Origin of the sequence: Plantactinospora mayteni (assembly GCF_016862935.1) — a bacterium.
GTDB classification, from domain to species: Bacteria; Actinomycetota; Actinomycetes; order Mycobacteriales; family Micromonosporaceae; genus Plantactinospora; species Plantactinospora mayteni.
The window spans coordinates 1-23732 of sequence record NZ_BONX01000016.1 but is presented as its reverse complement, the minus strand read 5'-3'; the positions used below and the strand labels follow the sequence as shown (position 1 = coordinate 23732).

The following is a 23732-nucleotide window of genomic DNA, read 5'->3' as shown; positions in this document are numbered from 1 at the left end:
CATTCGGAAACGCGGGCAGGCGCGACCACTGTCCGCAGGGGACGGCAAAGGGGCCGAACCCGTAACAGAAGTTCCGGTGCGATCGGAGTGGTTGCCGGAGGCCACTCCTCCGCGTTCATCTGCAACGTCTGCGCCGACCTGGTCAGGTAGCCGGACTGAACCGGTCGTTGGTTCGAATGGCGCGACGGATGTAGCACACGTCTGTCCATTTTGGACTACAGGGCGTGGTTTTCTGATCACAAAGGGGAGTTGTGGTGGAACGATCGGGCCGATGGCCGCGGCGGACGGCGTTGGGTGTGCTCGGCGTGAGCGGCGCGGTGGCCGCGCTCGGCGCCGCCAAGCTAGGAGGGTCGTGGGAGACCGACTCGACACCGGCGGGGGATCCGTACTACCCGGGTGATGCCGCGCCGGGCGCCGCCGTCGCCGCCCCGAAATGGACGCCGACGGCCAGGATGTCCGAGGTGGCAAGGGAGAACGCCCGGCCCGGCACCGCCGACTTCGCCCTCCTCGAACGCCGGTTCGGCGACGACAAGCGCGGCCAGATCGCCGGCTATGTCTCCGGGTCGAGCGTCGAGGTCGGCGGCAGCCTCGACTTCCATGTGTCCGTCGCGCCCGCGCAGCGGTACCGGATCCAGGTGTACCGGATCGGGCACTACGGTGGGGCGGGTGCCCGGCTGGTCCGTGCCAGCCCGTGGCTCGACGGGCGTACCCAGGCGGCCCACTCGGTGGACCCGAAGACCCGGATGGTGAGCTGCGACTGGGAACCGGGCTGGCGACTGACGGTGGGCCGGGACTGGGTCAGTGGCCTCTACCTGGCACTACTGACCAATGCCGAAGGCTGGTGCCACTGGGTGCCGTTCGTGGTGCGGGACCCGGCCCGACGCACCGCCGGACTGGTGATCCTGCCGACCAGCACCTATCAGGCGTACAACCTGTGGCCGGGCGACGGGCGTACCGGGGCGAACCTCTACTACGGGTACGACGAGTCCAGGAAACTGGTGACCACGCGACGCGCCCTGGCGGTCAGCCACGACCGGCCCTACCACGCTCACGGGCTTCCGCACCATATCGGGGATGAGATCGGCTTCATCCGCTGGTCCGAGCAGAACGGCGACGACGTCAGCTACGCCACCAGCGAGGACCTGGACACCGGCCGGATCAACCCGTCCCAGTATCGCGCGGTCATCTTCAGCGGCCACGACGAGTACTGGACCATCGCGATGCGCCGGGCCGTGGCGGCGGCCCGGGACAACGGTACGAGCCTGGTCTTCCTCAGCTCCAACAACTGCTACTGGCGGGTCCGGTACGGCGGGCCCGACAAGCGACCCGACGAACGGATCGTCAGCTGCGACAAGGTGAACCCCCGGCCTGGCCGGCGCCCCGGGCTGACCTGCCAGTGGCGCCGGGCCGGCAGCCCGGAGCAGCAACTGATCGGGGCGCAGTACGTAAGCGTGATCGACGGCTTCGCACCGCTGGTCGTCCGGGACAGCGGGCACTGGTTCTGGGCCGGCACCGGACTGCGGGACGGCGACGAGATCCCCAAGGTCGTGTGGAAGGAGGCTGACCAGGTAATGCCGGATGCCGACCTGCCCCGGTCGACCGAACGGACCGTACTGGCCGATTCCCCGTACGTCCGCCTCGGCGGGTCCCAGCGGCAGCACACCTCGCTCTACCGGGCACCCTCCGGATCGTGGATCTTCGCGGCCGGAACGATGGGTTGGACGCGGGTGCTCTACGTCGACGGGCTCGTTGACGCCCGCCTGCAACGAGCCACCCGCAACCTGCTCGACCGGGTCCTCCAGCCACCGACGTAGCCGACCCCCGCGATACCCCCGGATCCCGCCACCCACACCTGCACCGCCGCCCGCACGTTCCGGGTCCGGGCCGGCCAGGCCCTGCCCAGGCGCACCTTCGGACCCCCGGTGGGAACGCCGTACCAGCCTAGGTGCCCGACCGGGCCTGGGCGGTCGACCGGGCCTGGGCGGTCGACTGGTTCTGGGCGGTCGACTGGTTCTGCGCGCGGGAGCGGCCGTACGCGGCCAGGGCGCGGAAGGCGGCCTTCGGCGTCCATGATCCGTCCGGCAGTACCCGAACGATCCCGCGTGCGGCCAGGTCGAAGTCGCGCTCCGGGTCGTCGGTGGTCGGTAGGTGCCGGTTCGCGAACGTGTACACGAACGCCGCCTCCACCCCGCCGGCCTCGTAGTCGCGCAGCAGGTCCACGACGTACCGGGCCTGGCCCTCCTCGTCGCGCTCCAGCCCCGCGGTGAGCGTCGCGGCGCGGCCGTGCTCGTCGTACGTCACCGGCTCGGCCCCGCCCGCGACGTCGGCCGCGCCGCGGAACGTGCAGCAGCCGAATTCGGTCGCGGCGTACGGCTTGCCCTGCGCCACCGCAGCCGCCAGGCTCTGCGGGAACGCCGCGGCGTTGGTCTCGTCGCGGTACCCGGCGTCGCTGGCGATGATGTCGAACGGCGCCCAGTCCACCGCCTCCAGTGGGATCGAGGCGTAGCCGACAGGGCCTCCGAACCGCTCTCGCACCGCCGGCACCGCCTCGGTGAGGAAGTCACGCACCGCGGCCCGCGCAGCCGGGACCGCCTCCCGCATCCGCATCGGGTCGGTGAACAGCGCCATGCGCTCCGCCAGGTCGCGGCCGGGCAGGAAGCCGTCGGTGAACATGGCGATCTCGGAGCCGGTGAGGTACACGACGGACGCCCCGCTCTGGCGCAGCCGCCCGGCCCGCTCCGCGCCGTCGAGCACGAACGCCATGAGCCCGTCGCGGTCGAGGCCGTTGGTGAACGGGCTGTACCACACCTCGAGCCCGGCCTCGGCGGCGTACCCCGCGGTCAGTTCGAGCCGGTCCTGGACCCCGCCGGTGATCCGCACCGCGTCGCAGTGCAGTTCGTCGCGGATGACGCGCAGGTCACGCCGCACGGTCTCGGGGTCGAACGGCTCGTGGGTCGTGGACCCCGCGCTCACGAAACCGGTGTCGTAGTTCATGCCGAAGACGCGCATCGGGAGTTTCTCCTCGCTCGTAAGGTACGTCGCGTACCCTATAGGGTACGTCCAGTACCCTGCAAGACATGGGTACGAGGCGCCGGGGCGAGGAGTTGGAGCGGGCGATTCTGCACGCGGCGGCGGAGGAACTCCGCGAGTCCGGCTACTCGGGGATGACCATGGATCGGGTCGCCGCCCGGGCCGGGACCAACAAGAACGCCATCTACCGCCGGTGGCCGCACCGGGCGGCACTGGGCATCGCGGCGTACCGCCACCTGTCCGACGCCACGATGCCGAACCCGGACACGGGCACCCTGCGGAGCGACGCGCTGGAGATGCTGCGACGGGCGAACGAGACGTGGTCGTCGCCGCACGGTGCGATCCTGCGCGGACTGCTCGCCGCCGCGGCCGACGACCCCGAGCTGCTCACCCTGATGCGGGAGCGGTCCGGCGCGGACACCATGGACCGCGCCTGGCTGGCGATGCTGGAGCGTGCTGCGGCCCGGGGCGAGGCACTGGCCGCAGCCGCGCACCACCGGGTGGCGACCACACCGATGATGCTGCTGCGCGCCGAGTACGCGATGCGCGGCATCCCCTCCGTACCCGACGAGGTGTTGGTCGAGATCGTGGACGAGGTGTTCCTGCCGCTCGTGCGCGGTCGCGGCTGAACCCGCGCGGCGGCCGTGCGAAGGCTGGCCCGGGTGACCCGCCGCTCGCCGGCCTGCGGACCGGGTGACACCGTCGCTGGCCGACCTGCGGAGTGGAGCGGCCCAGGGGACCGCCCCGTCTAGCCTCGGGTGATCAGTGACCGGAAGGCGGCCCGGACGTTGGCGTCGGACGCGGTGACGTACACCTCGGACGGCGGGCCGATATCGACGAGGCCGGTGTAGCGGGTGTAGGTGAGAACCCTCGGGCAGCTTGCGCCGCTGATCTGCACCTTCGTGTTGAACACGAGCTTTCCGGTCCGCAGTTCGTAGCCCTGCACGGGGATCGCGATCTTGCGGAACGCCACGTTGGTGGGAAACTGCCGGAAGAGCTTGTTCTCGTACGGGCAGGTCCGGACGGTGGTGCCGTACTCCTTCTGTGCCACGCAGACGATCAGCACCGCGGCGGTGACGTCGGAGGCCCGCCAGGCGGCGGGAAGCTTCTTCGTGTACTCCTCGTCGCCGTAGAACAGGGCGCGGTTGGTCCTCCCCCTGGTGTAGGGGGCGGCGGCACTGTACGGCGCCGGCTTGGTGCAGTACTCGGGTCGGGTGCTGGTCGGCCCGTCAAGCAGGCTCCGGACGTTCGCCATCTCGATGGCCAGACCGGCCTGTTTGACCCCCTCGACGGCCCTGGCACTCAGTTCCTGGCCGGGATACTGGTCGAGAAGCTGCTGATAGCGCGTCCGGGCCGCCTCCCACTCGCTGCCGGCCATCAGACCGTCGGCGCACCCGACGAGCGCCGCCGGTGCGGTCCGCGCCACCACCTCGGTGGCCCGGTCCAGTGCGTTGTTGGTCGGCTGCCGTTGACGCAGCCAGTCGGTGACCGCGACGGTCCGGCACGGGTCCCTGGCCGGCAGACCGCCGAGGAACCTGTCCAAGGCGGTGTCGACCATCTTCTCGTGGCCGGGCAGGTCCGCGAGGACCGAGGCGAGACCGTCGAAGCCCGCCTTCAGCCCGTCGGTGTCCCCGGTCAACCCGCTGACGAGGCTCTGCTCGGCGGTCCGCAGCCGTTGGCAGGCGTCGACGCTCCGCTCGCCACGGACGGTCAGCGGGGCGTCGGCCACCCGGTGCCCGAACGACACCCGGTCCAGCGCGGTCAACGCCCGAACGCAGTCGCCGCCCTGCCGGGCTTCGGTAACGGTCCGCTCGATCCTCGCCGCATCGAACCGCAGGAAGCCCACGGCCAGCAGCACCGGAACCGTGACGGCGAGCGCGACCAGCCGTTCGTCACCCGACACCGCGCCCTGACGACGCCCGCCCGCCAGGAACCACGCGTGTACGACGAGAGCCACCCACCAGAGGAACACGACGACCTCGGCCCAACCCGATCGCGCGCCCCAGACGAGGGATGCGACGAGCACGACGCTGACCAGTGTCGTGGCCACGGCCAGCCTGATCCGGCCGAGCATCAGGTAGCCGACGCCGATCAGGGAGGCGTTGCCGAGAGCGGCGGCCAGCGGGTCATGGGATCGTTCCGCCGGCTCGCGGTCCAGCCCGGCGCCCTTCACGAGATCCATCCGATCGCGCCCCACCGCGCCGCCCCATCGCATGTCACCATCGTTCCACGATCGACGGACGTCGCGCTCCGGCCGACCGCAACCGGCCATCAGCAAGGTCCATCGGGTACGGCCTGCCGAGGTCGTAACCCACCGACGCAACCCCCGCCGACACGTACGCCCTGGCCCGATTGCTCGGTACGGTGGAACGTGGCGGGCCGTCGATGCCTGAGCGAGCCGTCTCCTGATCCGCCTACCCGGGGTGGTGTGCGATGGACCCGATGCCTGAGCTGACCTTCGGACAGCGCCTACGGCTCTACCGTGAGCGCTCCGGCAAGACCCGAGCGGTCCTCGGTGGCCTGGTGGGGCGCAGCGCCGAGTGGGTCAAGGCGGTGGAGTCGGACCGGATCCTGCCACCACGGGTGCACATGCTCGACCGGATCGCACGCGCCCTGAAACTCGATGTCGCCGTCCTCGTCGGTGAACTGGGCAACCGGGCGGAGATCGTGAACGGTCCCGCGCATCCCGCGCTGCCGGCCGTACGGGATGCCATCAACCGCTTCTCGTCACACCCGGACACGCCGCCGCAGTCGCTGTCGCAGCTGCGCAACCGGCTGGACGCGGCCTGGCGAGCCCGCCACCAGGCGTCGGATCATCGGACCGTGCTCGGGGCGCTGCTGCCGGATCTGATCGGCCATGCCCAGGATGCCGCGCGCACCCTGGAGGGCGCCGAGCGGCGGGCGGCGCAGGCCCTCCTGGCCGAGGTGTTCGGGCTGTCCCAGATGTTCCTCGCCTACCAGCCGGCCGCCGAGCTGATCTGGCGGGTCACCGACCGGGCGATGGTGGCCGCCGAGGAGTCGGGAGACCCCGAGGCGCTGGCCCGCGCCGGATGGTTTCTGTGCCAGGTACACCGTGACACCGGGGACTGGGACAGCGCGATGGCGATCTCGCTCGACCTGTCGCGCGGGTTGGAAGGCCGGCTGGCGGACGGCGGCCACAACCTCCAGGCGCTGTACGGAGCGCTTTGTTTCGAAGCCGCGTACACTGCCGCGCGGTCCGGCGAGGAGGGACGCGCGTGGCACTACTGGGACCAGGCCGACCGGGTGGCGCGGCGGCTTCCAGTGGACTACTACCAACCGCAGACGTCGTTCTCCCGGGTCGTCATGGGCGCGCACGCGGTCACCCTCGCGGTCGAGTTGCAGAAGTCGGGCGAGGCCGTCCGGCAGGCGGGACGTACGGATCCAGCCGCCATTCCGTCCCGACCACGACGGGCCCGGCACCTCATCGAGGCGGCTCGCGGCCACCACAGCACGGGCGATGTCGAGGCGACCATCGGCAACCTGCACCAGGCGTACGACTCGGCTCCTGAGACCATCCGCTTCAACGGCTATGCCCGGCAGATCACGATGGACCTGCTCAGCGGCCCCGCCTCGGTTCGACGCTCCGCACACGATCTGGCGGTGAAGGTCGGTCTCGCCAGCTGACACCCGAAGGGGTAGGAACCCTACCTCTTCGGACTCACAACTCTGCGTACCTTTCCCGTCACGGGATGCGGCGGGCGGTGCGGCGAATCGCCTGGTCGCCGCGTCCCTCTCAGCGGTATGGCGGCCCACCGGGGCCCTTGAGCCGAGGGGGTCTGGTGCGACGGATCTCGTACGACGCGTACGTCTTCGCGGTCGCGGCGACGCTCGCCCGCCGGCACCGCCCCGTCTGGTCCTGGCGGAGATGGCGGCGGATCTGCCGCTGCGGCGCTGACCTGCCCTGCCGGGTACGCCATCGAATTCCGATCAACCGGGGCCACTGGCCGGGAGAGGAGCAGCGGTGAACGACCGACCGGAGGCGGGCGGGACTCGGCCCGCATCTCTCACCCCAGACGACCAGCCGGCGTGGCCGGCCAGCCCAGCCGGCGAGCCGGCCCTGCTGGACGGGTTCGCGGATGCCCGGCGGCCCGTGCTGAGCGTGCACGTCCCGGCGCTGCCCTCCTGGCTCTGCGACGGCTGCGGCGACCTCTGGCCCTGCCCCAACCGCAAGCTGGAGCTGCACACCGAGTTCGGCGGCGAACCGGTCCCGCTCGCCCTCTACCTGGCCGCGCACTTCGTCCGCGCCGCCCAGGATCTCGCCGGACTCCCCGCCGGCTCGCTACACCGGCGCTTCCTCGGCTGGGTGCGCTGAGGATCCCGGCCGCCTCATCGGGGCATCTCCCAGAGCCGGCCCCGACACATCCCCTCCTGCTACGGGACCGGATCAGTCGGACAGCACCAGGTGGCTCATGGTCGCCTCCGCGCCCTCCCGGATCGGCTCGTTGCGGCCGTCGGCGTGGAAGCCGTAGCGCTCGTAGAGGCGCCGGGCGTCCGGGTTGGCGTCGGCCACCCACAGGTCGACCCGCAGGTCACGCTCGCGGGCCCAGCCGATCAGGTGGTCGAGGACCTGCCGTCCGACGCCCTGTCCTCGCCGGTCCGGCTCCGTCCACATCGCCACCACCATCAGCCGGCCCGGCCCGTGGAGCCAGCCGGCTCCGATCCCGACGACCTCGTCTCCGGCGTACGCGAGCACGGACGGTCCGCTCGTGCCGTCGAGCCGGGACCGCCAGGTCTGCTCGGTGAACGCCGCCTCGCGCTCGTGGGTCGAGCCGAACGCGGCCGGGTCCTGCCGCAGGGAGCGCAGTCTGATCTCCCGCCACGACACCCAGTCGTCGGAGCCGACCGTCACGGTCCGTACGTCACCCACCCGAGACCCCCTCGGCACGTCCATGGTGGTGGAGCAGGTTCACCAGGTCATCATCGCCAGCCGGTCAACCGGATTCCGGTCACCGGCCGACCTGCCGAGCGGCCCGGGCTCAGTGCGCGGGCACCGGGTCGTTGTTGAGCTGGGCGGTCACGATCGCCACCAGCCGGTTGCGCGCCTCCAGGAGTTGCCGGGACAGCTCGTCCAGGGCGCGGGGGTCGACGAGCTGGCGTACGTAGGTCCGGTCGTCGAGCAGTTCCCAGCGCTGTACGGACTCGTCGGGAGCCTCGCTGACCCACATCGCGGAGACGACCGCGTGCCGCTTGGCGAGCAGCTTCGCCGCGATCTCGACCACCGGCAGGTACGCCTGACGGTATTCCGGGGTGGCGAACTCGACCGAGCCCCGGGCGGCGCGTACCGGCTCGCCGGGTCTGGCCAGTACCTCGAACGCGTTGCCGCCCGCCTGGTCGGCGCCGATCCAGGCCAGGATGAGTTCCAGGTCGCCGGCCGCGATCGTGATCCGGCCGATCGCGGCCACCACCTCGTCGGGCACCCTCGTCATGTCGGGCTCTCCGTCCTCCGACTGCCGCTCTCCGACTGCCGCTTTCCGAGTTCCGCTTGCCGGCTCCGCTTTCGCGTCACCATGATCACAAAGACTGTGGCCGATCCTAACCAAGTACCGGCCGGCGGCCGACCCGGCCCGCTGGCGTAATCTGCAATACCTGTGGCATTGACGCCACAACCCCGCCGCGAGCAGCATGAATACATGCAGCGACGGGTGGTGGCAGTGATCTTCGAGGGCTTCCAGGGCCTCGACCTCACCGGCCCGGCCGACGTGTTCGGGCTGGCGACTCTGATCGTCGGCGAGAGCCGCGGCTACCGGCTGGAGGTCGCGGCGGTGCATCCCGGCGCGGTGACGGCGGGCAACGGGGTCGCGACGCTGGCGCCACTGGCGCTGGACCAGGTCACCGGGCCGATCGACACGCTGCTCGTGGTCGGTGGGCTCGCCGCACCGGCGCACCTCGCCGACCGGCAACTGATCGCCGGGATCTCCCGGCTGGCCGGCCTCGCCGACCGGGTCAGTTCGGTCTGCAACGGCGCGCTCCTGCTCGGCGAGGCCGGACTGCTCGACGGCCGGCGTGCCACCACACACTGGCTGACGGCCCAGGATCTGAGCGACCGCTATCCGGCGGTCGAGGTGGACGCCGACCGTATCTACATCCGCGACGGGCACGTCTGGACCTCGGCCGGAGTCTCCGCCGGCATCGACCTCGCGCTCGCGCTGGTGGCCACGGACCACGGCCACGCACTCGCCCGGCACGTCGCCCGAGCCTTGGTCGTCTATCTGCACCGACCGGGCGGGCAGAGCCAGTTCAGTACGGCGATGCGGACCCCGGTGCCCCGCAGTGAACCGCTGCGGGAACTCCAGACCTTCATCGACGCCAACCCGGCCGAGGACCTCAGCGTGCCGGCGCTGGCCCGGCGGGCCGGGATGAGCGAACGACACTTCTCCCGGCTCTTCACCGAGCAGACCGGCGTCTCCCCCGGTCGGTACGTCGAACGCAGCCGCGCCGACGCTGCCCGCCGACTGCTGGAACACACCGGCCATCCGCTGGACCGGGTGGCCCGGGAGTCCGGTCTCGGCGCCGCCGAAACCCTCTACCGCGTCTTCCGCCGGCACTGGCGGGTCGCACCCGGCGACTACCGCCGCCGGTTCCGGTCGAAACAGACCTGACCGTCCCACCCACCCAGCACACCGCACACACCCCAGCACCTCCGGCACCCGCTGGCGCCCGCCGGCACCGGAGTCGACTCCGCACGCCCCGAAGCCGCCGGCGCCGGAGTCGATCCCGCCCGCCCCGCACCTCCGGCGCCGATCCCGCACGCCCGAACCTGGCGAACCACGCCCCGAACCTGACGAACCACCACCCCGACACCTGTCGGGCCCGTACCGAGCAGTCGATCCATCCCGTTCCGCCAAGGAGGAACCGAGCATGCACGTCGCGATTCCGCTCTATCCGCGATACACCGCCCTCGACGTCGTGGGGCCGTACACGGTGCTGGCCTTCGCCCCCGGCGTCACGGTGACCATGGTCGCCGCCGAACCCGGGCCGGTCGTCGACGACCGGGGCACGATGGCGATCACCGCCACCGCCGGCTTCGCCGAGCTGTCCCGCCCGGACGTGATCGTCGTACCCGGCGGGGCCGGCACCCGGGCCGCGCTCGCCGACGCGGCGCTGGTCGGCTGGATCGCCCTCGCGCACCAGTACACCCGGTGGACCACCTCGGTCTGCGCCGGCTCGTTCCTGCTCGGCGCCGCCGGGCTGCTGGCCGGGCGGCGGGCGACCAGCCACTGGGGCTGGCTCGACGAACTGCGTGGCTTCGACGCCGAGCCGGTCCGCGAGCGGGTGGTCCGGGACGACCGGATCATCACCGCGGCCGGCGTCTCGGCCGGCGTCGACATGGCGTTGGCCCTGCTGGCCGAGCTGACCGACGTGCCGACCGCGCACGCCGTCCAGCTTGCCATCGAGTACGAGCCGGACCCGCCGTTCGACGCCGGCTCCCCGGCGAACGCCCCGACCCCGCTCCGCGAGGCGGCACTGGCGTTGATCAACTAGCCGGGAGCCGTTCCAGGGAGGCGGAGGTCACTCGCGCCCAGCGGATTCTCAGCACCCTGAGTAATCTTGGTCGGGCCCCTCGGAACCCCTCCTCCCCGGATCGGAAACGGTGTCCCTCGACCACTCCCGTGTCGTCCGCGACGTGACCACCCGGCTGCCCACGGCGTCCACCGCCGTCGAGGCGGGCCAGGTGACGGTGGCCACGCTGGGCCGGCACACCCCGGGACGGGTCGCGGTGCTGCTCTGGGTCCGCGACCGGCTCCGCTGTGTCGCGGCGACCGGATCGTGGCAGGTCTTCGCCTCGGTACCGGCCGGCGCCGGAACGGTCGGCCGGGTGTACGCCTCCGGCAAGACCGAAACCGTGCCGGAGGTGACGAACGAGCCCGACTACGTACCGTTGCGACCCGACGGGCGGGCCGAGATCTGCGCCCCGATCCTCGACCGGGCGGGGCAGCCGATCGGGGTACTGGACCTGGAGTGGCCGACCACCGACGTCGACCTGGACGCCTGGCGGCGTACCGTCGAGCGGGTCGCCGCCCTGCTCGGCACCAGGATCGGGCAGCTCGGCGGCCCACCGGCCGAGACCCGGAGCGAGAAGCTGCTCCGGCACGCCTCCGCGCTGACCTCGGCCGCCACCGAGGCCGACCTGATGACCGCCGCCGTCTCCGCGGCCCGGGACGTCTCCGGGCTCACCTCGGCGGTCTTCGTGCTGGACGGGCCGGCCGGGCCACGGGTGGTGACCCCGGACCTGCAACCCGACCATCTCGAGTCCCGGGTGCACGCCGCGCTGGCCGGCGCCGGCCTGCCGGTACTGGAACGGCTCCGGGCGCACGCGCACACCTACGGCGCCTCCTACACCCTCGGCGAGGGGCATCACCCGACCACACCCGACCAGGACGTACTGGTCGCCGCCGGGGTACGCACGCTGATCTCGGTACCGCTCGGCCCGACCGAGTTCTGCGGGGTACTCCTGGTCGGCGACACCCGTACGATGCGCCCCGACCCGACCACCGTCAACCTGATCGAGCTGCTCGCCGCCCAGTCCTGGATCTGCCTCGAACGGCTGCGCGGGTTGGCACAGTTGCGCGAGCGGGCCAGCTCCGACCCGCTGACCGGGCTGCGTCACCAGGGGTCGTTCGGTGAGCGGATCGCCGAGTCGCACCCGGGCCGGACGGCCCTGCTCGCGGTCGACGTCGACGACTTCAAGACCGTCAACGACACCTACGGCCACCAGGCCGGCGACCGGGTACTTGTCGATCTCGCCCGTGCCCTCCAGGGCGCGCTGCGGCACGGCGACGAGCTGTACCGGATCGGCGGTGACGAGTTCGTGGCCGTGGTCGAGGTACTCCGCCCCGAGGAGGCGGTCGGCATCGCCCAACGCCTGGTGGAGGCGGCCCGGCGTACCGGCCGGACGGTCAGCATCGGCGTGGCCGTCCAACAGGACGGCGAACCCCCCGATCTCACCCTGCACCGCGCCGACGAGGCCCTCTACGACGTCAAGCGCCAAGGCCGCGACGGCGTACGCCTCGCCACCCCCTGACCTCCGCCGCCTCCGCTCGCGCCGCTCCACGGGAAGATCGCACTACTTCGGGGAGAGAGGGCCTGTGCTGCGGATCGAGGGCACTCCTTCGGGGAAGTAGCGCGATCATGCCCCGGCGCCCCGCGCCCGAGGCCCGCTCAGCGGGCGGCGGCGAGGAACTCGGCGGCGAGGAGTTCGGCGATCTGGGCGGTGTTGAGGGCGGCCCCCTTGCGGAGGTTGTCGCCGGTCACGAAGAGGTCGAGGGCGCGGGGGTCGTCGACCGAGCGGCGGATCCGGCCCACCCAGGACGGGTCGGTGCCGACCGCGTCGATCGGCATCGGGAACTCGCCCGCCGCCGGGTCGTCGACCAGGATCACCCCGGGGGCGTTGCGCAGCGCCTCCCGGGCACCCTCCGCGTCCACCTCGGTCCCGAAGACCGCGTGTACGGCCACCGAGTGCCCGGTCACCACCGGCACCCGTACGCAGGTGGCCGAGACCTTCAGGTCGGGCAGTCCGAGGATCTTGCGGGACTCGTTGCGGAGTTTCAGCTCCTCGGACGACCAGCCGCCGTCCCGCAGCGAGCCCGCCCACGGCACCACGTTGAGCGCCATCGGCGCCGGGAACGGGCCGAGGTCGTCGCCGACCGCCTGCCGCACGTTGCCCGGTCGGGAGCCGAGTACCCGGTCACCGGCGATCTTGGAGAGCTGGTCGTGCAGGGTGTCCACCCCGACCTGCCCGGTCCCGGAGACCGCCTGGTAGGACGAAAGCACCAGCTCACGCAGCCCGTATTCGCGATGCAGCGGCGCGACCGCGACGATCATCGTCAGGGTGGTGCAGTTGGCGTTCGCGATGATGCCCTTGGGGCGGTTGCGTACCTGCTCCGGGTTGATCTCCGGCACCACCAGTGGCACGTCCCTGTCGCTGCGGAACGCGGCGGAGTTGTCCACCGCCACCGCGCCCCGGGAGACCGCGACCGGTGCCCACTGCGCGGAGATCTCGTCCGGTACGTCGAACATGACCACGTCCACGCCGTCGAACGCCTCGGCGGTCAGCGCCCGTACGGTCAGCTCCTCGCCCCGGCACATCCGGGTCTGCCCGGCCGAGCGCGCCGAGGCGATCAGCCGGATCTCACCCCAGACGTTCTTGCGGGAGGAGAGCAGGTCGCACATGACCGTGCCGACCGCACCGGTCGCCCCGACCACCGCGAGTGTGGGGAGCGTCGCCATTGGCTTACCTCCCGGTCCCGGCGTAGACCACCGCTTCCTCGCTGCCGCCCAGGTCGAATGCCTCGTGCACGGCCCGTACCGCGACGTCGAGGTCGGTGTCCCGGCAGACGACCGAGACCCGGATCTCGGAGGTGGAGATCATCTCGATGTTCACCCCGGCCTCGCCCAGCGCGGCGAAGAAGCTGGCCGCCACGCCCGGGTGCGAGCGCATGCCGGCGCCGATCAGCGACACCTTGCCGACGTGGTCGTCGTAGAGCAGGCCCTTGAACTTGACCTGCTCCTGCACCTTGCTCAGCGCGGCCATCGCGGTCGGGCCGTCGGTCTTGGGCAGCGTGAAGGAGATGTCGGTCCGGCCGGTGCCCTCGGTCGAGACGTTCTGCACGATCATGTCGAGGTTGATCTCGGCCGCCGCGACGGTCTCGAAGATCCGGGCCGCCGCGCCGGGCTCGTCCGGTACGCCGACCGCCGTGATCTTCGCCTCGCTCCGGTCGTGGGCGACCCCGGTGATAAGTGCTTGCTCCACGGGTAGGTCCTCCGTCGATCCGGTCACCATCGTGCCGGTGTTGGTCGAGTATGACGAACGTACCCGGATCGGCAACCCGGCCCTTCGGGCGTACTCCACGCTCCGCAGGTGCAGCACCTTCGCGCCGCAGGCGGCCAGTTCGAGCATCTCCTCGTAGGTGATGGTCCTGATGTGCCGGGCGTTCGGCACGATCCGCGGGTCGGCGGTGAAGACGCCGTCGACGTCCGTGTAGATCTCGCAGACGTCCGCGCCGAGCGCCGCCGCCAGGGCCACCGCCGTGGTGTCCGACCCGCCCCGGCCCAGCGTGGTGATGTCCTTGGTGTCCTGGGATACGCCCTGGAAGCCGGCGACGATCACCACCGCGCCCTCGTTGAGCGCCGCCCGCAGCCGGCCGGGCGTGACGTCGATGATCCGGGCCCGGCCGTGCACCGAGGTGGTCAGCACGCCCGCCTGGGACCCGGTGTAGGAGCGTGCCTCGTAGCCCAGGTTGTGGATCGCCATCGCCACCAGCGCCATCGAGATGCGCTCACCGGCGGTGAGCAGCATGTCGAGTTCGCGGCCGGGCGGCAGCGGGCTTACCTGGTTGGCGAGGTCGAGCAGCTCGTCGGTGGTGTCGCCCATCGCGCTGACCACGACCACCACGTCGTCGCCAGCCTTGCGGGCGGCGACGATCCGCTCGGCCACCCGCTTGATCCGCTCGGCGTCGGCGACCGAGGATCCGCCGTACTTCTGCACGACCAGTGCCACGACGGTGCTCTCCTTCCCCTGGGCCGGGCGAGGCGCACGGCCCTGAGCGTGCCGACGCCGCCGGGTCGAGACCGGCGGCGCCGTGTGAGACCAACTCAGGGTACCGGCCGGCGGCGTCGCACCGACCAGCCGTTCCCACCATCCGACCCGCCGACGACACGCGAGGGTAGCTGGACTGACCACCCGTTCCGGGGGGTATACCCCGAGAATGACGAGGTGCATCCCGGCGTAGCCCCCCTGTTCGGCGCACTCCTGATCGCCGGGACCGCGCTGCTGGCCGGCTGCGGCTCGGCGGCCCCGGCGCCGGCCGCGACCACCCCCGCCCCGACGGCGAGCCAGCCGACCGAGGCTCGGGATCAACTCGCGGCGTTGGCTGCCGCCGCTCAGGACCGCCACCTGACCGCCGTCTACACGCTCACCGCACCCGGTCAGCCGGACCGGTCGATCTCGGTGGTACGCGCGACCGACCGCTCCTGGCGGGTGGACGTCCCCGGTGGCGCGCTCGGCGGCAGCGCGGACGTCTCGCTGGCCCAGAACGGCGCCGGGGTGTTCCAGTGCGCCCTCCCCTCGGCCGGGCAGCCGGAGTCGGGCTGCGTACGGGTGGCCGAGCCCGACCAGACGCTCGATCCCGGCATCGACCCCCGGATGCGGCACCCGTTCACCGACTGGCCGGAGGTGCTCACCGACCGGCAGGCCCCGCTCGCGGTCTCCGCCGCCGCCCTGCCGGGCGCCCAGGGCGCCTGTTTCGCGGTCGAGTCGACCTCGGCCTCGGTCAGCCCGCCGCTTGACCCCGGCATCTACTGCTACGCCCCCGACGGCACCCTGACGGCGGCCCGACTGCCCGCCGGCACCCTGACCCTGGCCGGTACCCCGACCGCCGCCCCGGCCACCGTCGCACTGCCCGGCCCGGTGGTCGACCGGGAGCCGCTGCGGATCGCCGCACCGCCACCCGGCGACTCGACCGAGAACAGCGAGGCGACGACCGAGGACGGCGGGTCGACCGAGAACGGAGGCTCGACCGGGGCAGACGGGTCGACCGGGGCCGGCGGATGATCTTTATTCACGTTATGGGTGCGCCCGGTCACGCGAGGTGACCCCGGTGTGGGGACAGAGTGCCCGATACGGCACACTCGGCACCATGGCCCAGCTCTCCCCGATACTGGCGACCCGGTGGAGTCCGCACGCCTTCGACCCGGTCGCCGACCTCACCGATGCCGAGGTCGCGTCCCTGCTCGAAGCGGCCCGCTGGGCGCCCTCCGCCGACAACACCCAGCCCTGGCGCTTCCTGGTGGGCCGCCGGGACGACGAGGCGTTCAAGCGGATCCTGACCAACCTCTCCGCCGGCAACCAGCGCTGGGCCGGGCGGGCCTCCGCGCTGCTGCTCGGCGCGCACACCACCACCGGGCCGACCGGCGGGCCGCTGCCGCACGCCGCGTACGACCTCGGCCAGGCGGTGGCGCACCTCACGGTCCAGGCCACCGTGCTGCGGCTCTACGTACGGCAGATCTCCGGGTTCGACGCCGCCGGACTCCGTACCGACCTGGAACTCTGCCCCGAGGTACGCCCGCACGTGGTGGTCGCGGTGGGCCGGCTCGGCGACCCGTACTCGCTCCCCGAGGACCTGCGGGCCCGGGAGATCGGCCTGCGCCAGCGTCGCCCGCTGGCCGAGTTGATGCTGCGCTGACCCGAGCCGGCGGACCGCCCGGCACACCGGCCGCCACCTGGGCGTTTCTCAGATTGCGGACTACGCTTACCCGATCGCTCGTCGAGCACCTAAGGTGACTTTGTCATGTGGCAGGCCCTGCTCCTTCGCCGCCGCGACGAGGCTTCCCAGGCCGGCACCTCGTCGCGGAGTTGAAGCGCGCCGTCCTGCATCCCGGCCGGACCCCGTTGCGGCCAGCCTCTTCGAAAGATCTGACACCGAGATCCGGCCCGCGAGGCACCCGGATCCGGCTCGACGATCCGACATCTCGATCTGACACTCGGCGCTCACGCCACATGACCACGGGAGCTTTCTGTCATGGCACAACCTGCCGGCACCACCACCGATGGTGATCCGATAGCCCGGCAGCGGCCCAGCCGCATGCCGTTCCAGCGTTACCAGCCCTACCACCAGCAGTTCGCGATCGACCTGCCCGACCGGCAGTGGCCGACCCGGCGCGTCGAGACGGCCCCCCGGTGGTGCGCGGTCGACCTACGCGACGGCAACCAGGCGCTGATCGACCCGATGTCGCCGGAGCGCAAGCGGCGGATGTTCCAGCTCCTGGTGCAGATGGGCTACAAGGAGATCGAGGTCGGCTTCCCGTCGGCCAGCCAGACCGACTTCGACTTCGTACGGCAGTTGATCGAGCAGGATCTGATCCCCGACGACGTCACCATCCAGGTACTGACCCAGTGCCGGGAGCACCTGATCGACCGCACCTTCGAGTCGATCCGGGGCGCCAAGCGGGCGATCGTGCACTTCTACAACTCGACCTCGACGCTCCAGCGCCGGGTGGTCTTCGGCCTGGACAGGGCCGGGATCACCGACATCGCCACCTCCGGGGCCCGGCTCTGCCGGAAATACCACCAGATCCACACCCCGGACACCGAGGTCTTCTACGAGTACTCGCCGGAGTCCTACACCGGTACGGAGCTGGACTACGCCCTGGAGGTCTGCGCCGCGGTGATCGAGGTGATCGACCCGACCCCGGACCGGCCGCTGATCATCAACCTGCCGGCGACCGTCGAGATGGCCACCCCGAACGTCTACGCCGACTCGATCGAGTGGATGCACCGGCACCTGCCCCGCCGGGACAGCGTGGTCCTCTCGCTGCACCCGCACAACGACCGGGGCACCGGGGTCGCCGCCGCCGAACTGGGCCTGCTGGCCGGGGCCGACCGGGTCGAGGGCTGCCTCTTCGGCAACGGCGAGCGCACCGGCAACGTCGACCTGGTCACGCTGGGCCTGAACCTCTTCTCCCAGGGCGTCGACCCGCAGATCGACTTCTCCAACATCGACGAGATCAAACGCGCCGTCGAATACTGCAACCAGTTGCCGGTGCACGAGCGGCACCCGTACGCGGGTGACCTGGTCTACACCGCCTTCTCCGGCTCGCACCAGGACGCGATCAACAAGGGCTTCGACGCGCTGGCCGCCGACGCCCAGGCGGCCGGGGTACCGATCGACAGGTTCGGCTGGGCGGTGCCCTATCTGCCGATCGACCCGAAGGACCTGGGCCGTACCTACGAGGCGGTGATCCGGGTCAACTCGCAGTCCGGCAAGGGCGGCGTGGCGTACGTGATGAAGACGGAGCACCACCTGGACCTGCCCCGGCGGTTGCAGATCGAGTTCTCCGGCGTGGTGCAGCGGGTCACCGACGACGGTGGCGGCGAGGTGGAGCCGGGCCGGATGTGGCAGCTCTTCGCCGAGGAGTACCTCGTCGACCAGCAGCCGGAGCCGGCCGTCCAAATGCAGGGCTACACCATCGGCACCGTCGACGGCAAGGTCGAGATCGAGGTCGACACCCGGTTCGGCGGCGGCAGCCGGTCGCTCTCGGCGACCGGTAACGGCCCGATCGACGCGTACGTCAACGCGTTGCAGGCGCTCGACGTCCGGGTACGCGTCCTCGACTACCACGAGCACGCGATGTCCTCGGGTGGCGACGCCCAGGCCGCCGCGTACCTGGAGTGCGAGGTCGACGGCCAGACGGTCTGGGGTGTCGGACTCGACGCCAACATCGTGACCGCCTCGGTCCGGGCCGTGACCAGCGCCGTCAACCGCGCCCTGCGCTGAGCCACCCGATCAGGCCACACCTCGTGCCGCAGCACGTCCTGCCCTGAACCGCCGCGTCGTAGCGGGTCGGACCGGTCACCCCGGTCGCCCCGCGCGATCCGGCACGCCGCCGCCGACGTGCCCGCCCCACCCGACCCCGGGCACGCCTGTCGGCACCGCTACGAGCGGTGCTGTTCCGCCCTCGACCGGTCCGGATCCTGGTCCGGTTCGTGCTGGTGGGTCGGGGGCGGCGGCAGGGACGGGCAGGGGCGGGACTTCTTCGGCGCCCGCCCCGGCCGACGCACCAGTACGGCGGCGATCAGCGCGCCGAGCACCATCAGCCCGGCGGACAGGAGCACCGCCTGCCGGTACGCCGGGGTGAGCTGGCCGGAGCGCTCGTAGCCGCCGCCGGAGAGCCCGACCACCAGTGGCAGCGCGGAGACGGCGAGCAGTCCGCCGACCCGGGACGCCGCGTTGTTGAAGCCGCTGGCCGCGCCGGCCAACCGGTCCGGGGCGGCGGCCAGTACGGAGGCGGTCAGCGGGGCCACCACCAGGGTCATGCCGAGCCCGAAGAGGGTGATCCCGGGCAGGATGGCGGTCCAGTACGAGTCGCCTCGACTCACCCCGTGCAGCAGGAACAGCCCGGTGGCGGCGATCAGCGGGCCGACGGTGAGCTGCGGGCGTGGCCCGATCTTCGAGGCGAGCGCGCCGGAGCGGGCCGAGCCGACCAGCAGCAGGATGGTCATCGGCAGGGTGGCCAGGCCGGTCTCCAGGGCGGAGTAGCCGACGACGTTCTGGAGATAGACGGAGAAGAAGAAGGTGAGTCCGGTCAGCGCGGCGTAGACCAGCACGGTATAGACGTTGAGTACCCCGAACAGCCGGGTGCCGAAGAGCGTCGGCGGCAACATCGCCCGCTCGCGCCGGCGCCGTTCGAGCAGCACGAACGCGACGGCGGCGACCACCCCGAGTACGGCGGCGCCGACCACCTGCCCGGAGCCGGGCCCGAGCTGCTGGGCCTCGATCAGCGCGTACGTGACGCCGGCCAGGCCGAGCGCGCCGAGCAGTGCGCCGGCCACGTCGAACCGGGCTCCCGTCGCGCCCTCGGATCGGCTCTCCGGGGTCCAGCGCAGCGCGGCGACGATCACGATCACCGCGAGCGGCACGTTGAGGAAGAAGATCGCCCGCCAGGAGAGCGCGTCGATCAGCCAGCCGCCGAGGAACGGGCCGAGCGCGGTCGACACGCCGGCCAGCCCGGACCAGGCGCCGATCACCCTGCCCCGCTCGTCCGGGTGGAAGCTGGACTGGAGCAGCGCGAGGGAGCCGGGGGTGAGCAGCGCGCCGCCGAGCCCCTGGAGGAAACGGGCGGCGATCAGCCACTCGATGTTCTGCGCCGCGCCGCAGAGTATCGAGGCGGCGGTGAACGCCAGCACCCCGGCGAGGAAGACCTTCCGCCGCCCGAGCCGGTCGCCGAGCGCCCCGCCGAGCAGGACGAATGCGGCCAGGGTCAGCAGATAGCCGTTGAGCGTCCACTGTAGGCCGGCGGTGCTGGCGTGCAGCTCGGCGCCGAGGTGCGGCAGGGCCACGTTGACCACGGTGGCGTCCAGGAAGACCATGCCGGAGGCGACGACGGCGGCGAGCAGGGTACCCCGGCCGGCCGTACTGGAGATCCGCATCGGTGCTGACGAGTCACTCACGGTGTCAATCTGCCCTGCCTGTGTCGTAAGATGCCGCGAAACGCCGGAACCTGCGCCGGTTGCCTGTGCACCGGTCCTCACCTCGCAAGCTGGAAGCGTGCCGTTCATCCGTACCAGATCACTAGCACGGTCGGGAACCGCGGCCGTGCTCCTCGGCCTGCTCGCTCTCGGCGCCGCTGCCTGCACTCCGGTGGAGAGCCCGGCACCGGAGCCGTCCGGGCCGGCCGACACCCAGGCCCAGCTCGCCGAGCTCACCGTGGCGAGCGCGGGCTCGATGCGCGGCTACAGTCGGGAGCACTTCCCGCACTGGCGCAACGCCGGCAAGAACTGTGACGTACGGGACACCGTGCTCCAGCGGGACGGCACCGGGATCAAGCTCTCCGGCTGCAACGTGGTCGGGGGCCGCTGGTCGAGCCGGTACGACAAACGGACCCTCGCCGACCCGTCGGACGTGGACATCGACCACATGGTGCCGCTGGCCAACGCCTGGCGCTCGGGTGCCGACGAGTGGGACGACGACAAGCGGGGCGACTTCGCCAACGACCTGGACCGGCCGCAGTTGCTGGCGGTCTCGGCGAGTTCCAACCGATCGAAGGGCGACCAGGACCCGTCCCAGTGGAAGCCGTCGAACCGGGACGACTGGTGCCAGTACGCGGAGGACTGGATCGCGGTCAAGCACTACTGGCGACTCTCGGTGACCTCCGACGAGAAGGCCGCGCTCGACGACATGCTGGGGAGCTGCTGATGGGCGAGAAGGGAACCGCCGCGCAGACCGCCGACATCACCGCCGGCCCGGGTGGGGTGATGACCGACGAGGTCGGGGTGATCACCGGGGAGCTGACCCTCCGTACCGAGCTGGACGGCAAGCACGCCGTGCTGCGGGTGCAGTACAAGGACGCCGCCGAGTGGTATGCGGTGACCGGCGGGCGGGCGGCGCTGGTCGACCCGGCCGACCTGGTCGCGGTGCACACCGTCGCGGTCGGCCTGCTCGACCGCCCCGAGGGCTGATCTCCACACCCACCAGGAGACCCGATCGGCTTTGGCATGCCCGATTGACAAAATTTAGTTTTACGTACAGGATTGTTTTTGCCATGAGAGACGTGATGTACCTGGAGCAGATCGAGCAGGCCGAGACCCTGCTCAAGCCGCAGCGCATCGAGGTGCTGCGGCAACTGGCCGAGCCGCACACCTGCACCGAGGTGGCGACCCAGCTCGGCCAGACCCCGCAGCGGGTCTACTACCACGTGAAACGCCTGGTCGAGGCCGGCCTCGTCGACCAGGTCTCCGAGCGCCGGGTGCGCGGCATCTCCGAGGGCATCTACCAGGCGAGCGCCCGGTCGTACTGGCTCTCGCCCCGGCTGGTCGGCCGGATCGGGCTGCGCAAGGCGCAGGACGAGATGAGCCTCGGCTACCTGCTCAACCTGATGGAGGAGGTCCAGGCCGACATCGCCGCCCTCGACCGGACCGCCCCGGAGCTGCCGTCGATCGGCGTCTCCGGCGAGATCCGGGTGCCGGCGGAACAACGCCAACAGTTCCTCACCGACCTACAGACCGCACTGCAAGAGCTGTTCACCCGCTACGGCGGAGCCGAGGGCGACGCCTTCAAGCTCGCCGTCGCCTGCTACCCACATGGAGGCACGAAATGACCGCACCAGTGAACCTGCGCGCCCGCGCCGCCGCGCCGGTCAAGAACGTCTGGCACGCCCTGACCGACGCCGCCGAGCTGCGCGGCTGGCTCGCCGAGCACGCCGAGGTCGAACTGCCGCACCGGTACGAGTTCTGGGGCCGGCACGTGCCCGAGGGCGACGCGCCACACCAGCGGCTACTGGACGTCGGCGAACACAGCCTCCGGTTCACCTGGCTGCTGGACGGCGAGGAGACCAGCACCGAGATCACCCTCACCGAGGAGAGCGCCGACTCCACGATCATCGCGCTCTCGCAGAGCCACTGGAGCTTCCAGGACGTGATCAGCGGGTCCGTCCGGGGCGTGCTCGAGACGTACTGGTCACTGGCGATCGCCAACCTCGTCGACCACGTCGAGGGGCGGCCGCTCACCTCGAGGACCGACTTCACCTCGGCGACGCTCCGCGAAGAGGTCGTCATCGACGCCTCCCCGGAGGCGGTCTACGAGTCGCTGACCGACTCGGCCAAGGCCAGCGAGTGGTTCGGCTATCCGATCGGGATCGAGCCCTTCGTCGGTGGTCGCTATGCGATGGGCGGCTTCGACAACAACCCCAACCCGGCGAAGGTGCTGGACCTGACCCCGGGCAGGGCGATGACCGTCGACTGGGGTCCGGCCGGGGTGGTGAGCTGGGAGCTGGCGGGCAGCGGAGGAAAGACCAAGCTCTCCTTCGTGCAGAGCGGCTTCGACCGGCCGCCGTACGCGGCCTGGACCGGGTGGCTCAGCGGGCTCGCCGAGCTGCGCCGCTACCACGAACTGGCGGACTGGCGCCCGATCTGGCTCCACGACCCGACCGACAACGTACCGGCCGAGGCCCACGCGGAGAGCTGAAGCCACGCATGCACCCGGCCCGGGTCTTCTTCCCCGGGCCGGGTGTCGGGGCTCAGACGAACGAGCCCGGCTCGCTCGGCGCGGAGACGATGCCGGGCGTCTCACCCTCGTCCTCCGGCCGGACGATCTGCGCGGTCACTTTGTGCGGCCGGATCTCGCCGCTGGCGATCTGCTCCGCCCAGTGGCAGGCCACCCGGCTCTCGCCGATCGGGCGCAGCGCCGGCCGCTCGTCGGCACACCGGGTCGGCTGCGCCCACGGGCAGCGGGTGTGGAAGCGGCAGCCGGCCGGCGGGTTGGCCGGCGAGGGCAGGTCACCGGCGAGCAGGATCCGTTCCCGCCGGTCCTCCACCTCCGGGTCCGGCACCGGCACCGCCGACATCAGCGCCCGGGTGTACGGGTGCAGCGGCTCCCGGTAGAGCCGGTCGCTCGGCGCCTCCTCGACCAGCGCGCCGAGATACATCACGCCGACCACGTCGGAGATGTGCCGCACCACCGCCAGGTCGTGCGCGATCACCAGATAGGTCAGCCCCAGCTCGTCCTGGAGTTCGTCGAGCAGGTTCACCACCTGGGCCTGGATCGACACGTCCAGCGCGGAGACCGGCTCGTCGGCGACGACCAGCTCGGGGCCGAGCACCAGGGCCCGGGCGATGCCGATGCGCTGCCGCTGCCCGCCGGAGAACTCGTGCGGATAGCGGGACAGCGCCCACTTCGGCAGCCCGACCGCGTCCAGCGTCTTGGCGATGATGTCCCGCCGGGCGGCCCGGTCGGCGCCGATCCCGTGCGCCTGCAACCCCTCGACCAGGATCGACTCGACGTTCTGCCGGGGGTCCAGACTGGACATCGGGTCCTGGAAGATCATCTGCATCCGGCGGCGCATCGCCCGGAGCCGGTTCGGCGGCAGCCCGGTCAGCTCGACGCCGTCGAAGTTCACCTGGCCACCGGTCGGCCGGGTCAACTGGAGCAGCGCCCGGCCGAGCGTCGACTTGCCGCAGCCCGACTCGCCGACCAGCCCGTACGTCTTGCCGCGCGGGATGGTCAGGTCGACCCCGTCCACCGCCTTGACCTGCCCGACGACCCGGTCGAAGAGTACGCCCCGGGTGATCGGGAAGTGCACCTTCAGGTCCCGGACCTCGACCAGGTTGCCGGACTCCCCGGTGGCCTTCACGTCGGTCATGCCGACTCCTCCTCGCGCGGGGCGGGCAGCTTCGCCTGCTCCTCCACCGG

General features: G+C 71.5%; 23 protein-coding genes. 15 read left to right on the top strand and 8 right to left on the bottom strand.

Annotated elements, in window-relative coordinates; genetic code table 11:
• The first annotated feature begins 305 nt into the window (after nucleotides 1-305).
• Complete coding sequence (locus Pma05_RS13125) at nucleotides 306-1814, top strand: N,N-dimethylformamidase beta subunit family domain-containing protein (RefSeq protein ID WP_203857661.1); 1509 nt, start codon at nucleotides 306-308, stop codon at nucleotides 1812-1814.
• Between the two features lie 127 nt (nucleotides 1815-1941).
• Here the strand turns inward: Pma05_RS13125 and Pma05_RS13120 are convergent, their stop codons facing one another.
• Entirely contained in the window at nucleotides 1942-3009 is a 1068-nt protein-coding gene (locus Pma05_RS13120; protein ID WP_239312298.1) for a glycoside hydrolase family 113 protein, read from the bottom strand.
• Between the two features lie 68 nt (nucleotides 3010-3077).
• Between Pma05_RS13120 and Pma05_RS13115 the strand changes: the two genes are divergently transcribed.
• Nucleotides 3078-3659, top strand: coding sequence for a TetR/AcrR family transcriptional regulator (locus Pma05_RS13115; protein ID WP_203857660.1), 582 nt, complete (start codon nucleotides 3078-3080; stop codon nucleotides 3657-3659).
• A gap of 119 nt (nucleotides 3660-3778) precedes the next feature.
• Here Pma05_RS13115 and Pma05_RS13110 read toward each other — a convergent pair whose 3' ends face one another.
• Nucleotides 3779-5212, bottom strand: a complete 1434-nt coding sequence (locus Pma05_RS13110; RefSeq protein ID WP_203857659.1) for a hypothetical protein — start codon at nucleotides 5210-5212, stop codon at nucleotides 3779-3781.
• 251 nt (nucleotides 5213-5463) lie between these two features.
• On the opposite strand from Pma05_RS13110, the gene Pma05_RS13105 reads away from it, so the two are divergent.
• The 3 genes from Pma05_RS13105 (at nucleotide 5464) to Pma05_RS42520 (ending at nucleotide 7363) form a co-directional block, all read left to right on the top strand.
• The gene (locus Pma05_RS13105) at nucleotides 5464-6675 is read left to right on the top strand and encodes a helix-turn-helix domain-containing protein (RefSeq protein WP_203857658.1); all 1212 of its coding nucleotides are present in this window, start codon (nucleotides 5464-5466) and stop codon (nucleotides 6673-6675) included.
• Between the two features lie 155 nt (nucleotides 6676-6830).
• Nucleotides 6831-7016, top strand: coding sequence for a hypothetical protein (locus Pma05_RS13100; RefSeq protein WP_239312296.1), 186 nt, complete (start codon nucleotides 6831-6833; stop codon nucleotides 7014-7016).
• Complete coding sequence (locus Pma05_RS42520; protein ID WP_239312293.1) at nucleotides 7013-7363, top strand: hypothetical protein; 351 nt, start codon at nucleotides 7013-7015, stop codon at nucleotides 7361-7363. Before Pma05_RS13100 ends, Pma05_RS42520 begins: the two co-directional genes overlap by 4 nt.
• A gap of 72 nt (nucleotides 7364-7435) precedes the next feature.
• Here Pma05_RS42520 and Pma05_RS13090 read toward each other — a convergent pair whose 3' ends face one another.
• Together Pma05_RS13090 and Pma05_RS13085 are read right to left on the bottom strand one after the other, a co-directional pair.
• Nucleotides 7436-7918: a GNAT family N-acetyltransferase gene (locus tag Pma05_RS13090; protein ID WP_203857657.1), complete on the bottom strand. Its 483-nt coding sequence runs from the start codon at nucleotides 7916-7918 to the stop codon at nucleotides 7436-7438.
• Nucleotides 7919-8027: 109 nt separating this feature from the next.
• Complete coding sequence (locus Pma05_RS13085; protein ID WP_203857656.1) at nucleotides 8028-8477, bottom strand: hypothetical protein; 450 nt, start codon at nucleotides 8475-8477, stop codon at nucleotides 8028-8030.
• A 204-nt stretch (nucleotides 8478-8681) separates the two neighbouring features.
• On the opposite strand from Pma05_RS13085, the gene Pma05_RS13080 reads away from it, so the two are divergent.
• The 3 genes from Pma05_RS13080 (at nucleotide 8682) to Pma05_RS13070 (ending at nucleotide 12073) form a co-directional block, all read left to right on the top strand.
• Nucleotides 8682-9650 carry a GlxA family transcriptional regulator gene (locus Pma05_RS13080; protein ID WP_239312291.1) on the top strand — a complete coding sequence of 323 codons (969 nt, stop codon included), beginning with the start codon at nucleotides 8682-8684 and terminating at the stop codon, nucleotides 9648-9650.
• Between the two features lie 259 nt (nucleotides 9651-9909).
• Nucleotides 9910-10533 carry a DJ-1/PfpI family protein gene (locus Pma05_RS13075; RefSeq protein ID WP_203857655.1) on the top strand — a complete coding sequence of 208 codons (624 nt, stop codon included), beginning with the start codon at nucleotides 9910-9912 and terminating at the stop codon, nucleotides 10531-10533.
• Between the two features lie 109 nt (nucleotides 10534-10642).
• Entirely contained in the window at nucleotides 10643-12073 is a 1431-nt protein-coding gene (locus tag Pma05_RS13070; protein ID WP_203857654.1) for a sensor domain-containing diguanylate cyclase, read from the top strand.
• Between the two features lie 137 nt (nucleotides 12074-12210).
• Here Pma05_RS13070 and Pma05_RS13065 read toward each other — a convergent pair whose 3' ends face one another.
• Nucleotides 12211-13278, bottom strand: coding sequence for an aspartate-semialdehyde dehydrogenase (locus Pma05_RS13065; protein WP_203857653.1), 1068 nt, complete (start codon nucleotides 13276-13278; stop codon nucleotides 12211-12213).
• A gap of 4 nt (nucleotides 13279-13282) precedes the next feature.
• Entirely contained in the window at nucleotides 13283-14548 is a 1266-nt protein-coding gene (locus Pma05_RS13060; protein WP_203857652.1) for an aspartate kinase, read from the bottom strand.
• Nucleotides 14549-14764: 216 nt separating this feature from the next.
• Here Pma05_RS13060 and Pma05_RS13055 point away from each other — a divergent pair, with 216 nt between their 5' ends.
• The 3 genes from Pma05_RS13055 to leuA all read left to right on the top strand — a co-directional run bounded on the left by Pma05_RS13055 (nucleotide 14765) and on the right by leuA (nucleotide 18323).
• Nucleotides 14765-15601, top strand: coding sequence for a hypothetical protein (locus Pma05_RS13055; protein WP_203857651.1), 837 nt, complete (start codon nucleotides 14765-14767; stop codon nucleotides 15599-15601).
• 85 nt (nucleotides 15602-15686) lie between these two features.
• Nucleotides 15687-16232 carry a nitroreductase family protein gene (locus Pma05_RS13050; RefSeq protein WP_203857683.1) on the top strand — a complete coding sequence of 182 codons (546 nt, stop codon included), beginning with the start codon at nucleotides 15687-15689 and terminating at the stop codon, nucleotides 16230-16232.
• A gap of 336 nt (nucleotides 16233-16568) precedes the next feature.
• Nucleotides 16569-18323: a 2-isopropylmalate synthase gene (gene leuA, locus Pma05_RS13045; protein ID WP_203857650.1), complete on the top strand. Its 1755-nt coding sequence runs from the start codon at nucleotides 16569-16571 to the stop codon at nucleotides 18321-18323.
• A 158-nt stretch (nucleotides 18324-18481) separates the two neighbouring features.
• On the opposite strand, the gene Pma05_RS13040 is transcribed toward leuA, so the two are convergent.
• Entirely contained in the window at nucleotides 18482-19975 is a 1494-nt protein-coding gene (locus Pma05_RS13040) for an MFS transporter (RefSeq protein ID WP_203857682.1), read from the bottom strand.
• 178 nt (nucleotides 19976-20153) lie between these two features.
• Here Pma05_RS13040 and Pma05_RS13035 point away from each other — a divergent pair, with 178 nt between their 5' ends.
• From Pma05_RS13035 to Pma05_RS13020, 4 genes are all read left to right on the top strand, one after another.
• Nucleotides 20154-20741 carry an HNH endonuclease family protein gene (locus Pma05_RS13035; protein ID WP_372441465.1) on the top strand — a complete coding sequence of 196 codons (588 nt, stop codon included), beginning with the start codon at nucleotides 20154-20156 and terminating at the stop codon, nucleotides 20739-20741.
• Nucleotides 20636-21004, top strand: coding sequence for a hypothetical protein (locus tag Pma05_RS13030; RefSeq protein ID WP_372441464.1), 369 nt, complete (start codon nucleotides 20636-20638; stop codon nucleotides 21002-21004). The genes Pma05_RS13035 and Pma05_RS13030 overlap by 106 nt, the downstream gene beginning before the upstream one ends.
• A gap of 83 nt (nucleotides 21005-21087) precedes the next feature.
• Nucleotides 21088-21642 (top strand): winged helix-turn-helix domain-containing protein, encoded by a 555-nt coding sequence (locus tag Pma05_RS13025; RefSeq protein ID WP_203857648.1) that lies wholly within the window; start codon nucleotides 21088-21090, stop codon nucleotides 21640-21642.
• A complete protein-coding gene (locus tag Pma05_RS13020) occupies nucleotides 21639-22508 on the top strand; it encodes an SRPBCC family protein (protein WP_203857647.1) in 870 nt (289 codons plus the stop codon). The genes Pma05_RS13025 and Pma05_RS13020 overlap by 4 nt, the downstream gene beginning before the upstream one ends.
• A 52-nt stretch (nucleotides 22509-22560) precedes the next feature.
• On the opposite strand, the gene Pma05_RS13015 is transcribed toward Pma05_RS13020, so the two are convergent.
• On the bottom strand, nucleotides 22561-23682 hold the full coding sequence (locus Pma05_RS13015; RefSeq protein WP_203857646.1) for an ABC transporter ATP-binding protein: 1122 nt from the start codon (nucleotides 23680-23682) through the stop codon (nucleotides 22561-22563).
• Between the last annotated feature and the right edge of the window lie 50 nt (nucleotides 23683-23732).

Coding starts and splice junctions, on each gene's coding strand:
- Pma05_RS13015 (WP_203857646.1), bottom strand. CDS start 23,682: ATGACCGACGTGAAGGCCACCGGGGAGTCCGGCAACCTGGTCGAGGTC.
- Pma05_RS13065 (WP_203857653.1), bottom strand. CDS start 13,278: ATGGCGACGCTCCCCACACTCGCGGTGGTCGGGGCGACCGGTGCGGTC.
- Pma05_RS13050 (WP_203857683.1), top strand. CDS start 15,687: ATGGCCCAGCTCTCCCCGATACTGGCGACCCGGTGGAGTCCGCACGCC.
- leuA (WP_203857650.1), top strand. CDS start 16,569: ATGGCACAACCTGCCGGCACCACCACCGATGGTGATCCGATAGCCCGG.
- Pma05_RS13075 (WP_203857655.1), top strand. CDS start 9,910: ATGCACGTCGCGATTCCGCTCTATCCGCGATACACCGCCCTCGACGTC.
- Pma05_RS13080 (WP_239312291.1), top strand. CDS start 8,682: ATGCAGCGACGGGTGGTGGCAGTGATCTTCGAGGGCTTCCAGGGCCTC.
- Pma05_RS13115 (WP_203857660.1), top strand. CDS start 3,078: ATGGGTACGAGGCGCCGGGGCGAGGAGTTGGAGCGGGCGATTCTGCAC.
- Pma05_RS13085 (WP_203857656.1), bottom strand. CDS start 8,477: ATGACGAGGGTGCCCGACGAGGTGGTGGCCGCGATCGGCCGGATCACG.
- Pma05_RS13120 (WP_239312298.1), bottom strand. CDS start 3,009: ATGCGCGTCTTCGGCATGAACTACGACACCGGTTTCGTGAGCGCGGGG.
- Pma05_RS13040 (WP_203857682.1), bottom strand. CDS start 19,975: ATGCGGATCTCCAGTACGGCCGGCCGGGGTACCCTGCTCGCCGCCGTC.
- Pma05_RS13105 (WP_203857658.1), top strand. CDS start 5,464: ATGGACCCGATGCCTGAGCTGACCTTCGGACAGCGCCTACGGCTCTAC.
- Pma05_RS13025 (WP_203857648.1), top strand. CDS start 21,088: ATGAGAGACGTGATGTACCTGGAGCAGATCGAGCAGGCCGAGACCCTG.
- Pma05_RS13110 (WP_203857659.1), bottom strand. CDS start 5,212: ATGGATCTCGTGAAGGGCGCCGGGCTGGACCGCGAGCCGGCGGAACGA.
- Pma05_RS13020 (WP_203857647.1), top strand. CDS start 21,639: ATGACCGCACCAGTGAACCTGCGCGCCCGCGCCGCCGCGCCGGTCAAG.